Below are 214 nucleotides of genomic sequence, written 5' to 3'. Positions count from 1 at the left end.
GCCACGTTGGTTAATCCGTCATAAGCCGCGTAACCATCACTTTGTAGATAGCCTGAGTAATCGCCCAAAAAGTTCACGGGGCATGCTCTCGCGCGGCTGTTTTGATAGTCGAACAAGACGATATTTTTCATGTCAGGGAGTTTAGCTTCAGGGGAGTCGGCTCCCGAGCAGTACAACCACATATAACATTGCTTGTCTTCCTTAAGCACATTGA

The 214-nt window shown here is 47.7% G+C and carries 1 protein-coding gene; it reads right to left on the bottom strand.

Annotated elements, in window-relative coordinates; genetic code table 11:
* A partial coding sequence (locus tag AACW06_RS20770) for an IS66 family transposase (RefSeq protein WP_192076435.1) occupies window positions 1–214 on the bottom strand: 214 nt, incomplete at both ends.

The organism is Vibrio sp. S12_S33 (assembly GCF_963889785.1).
In the GTDB taxonomy this organism is placed as follows: Bacteria; Pseudomonadota; Gammaproteobacteria; order Enterobacterales; family Vibrionaceae; genus Vibrio; species Vibrio aestuarianus.
Note: the sequence above shows the minus strand (reverse complement) of the source record. Positions and strands in the feature narration are given on the sequence as shown.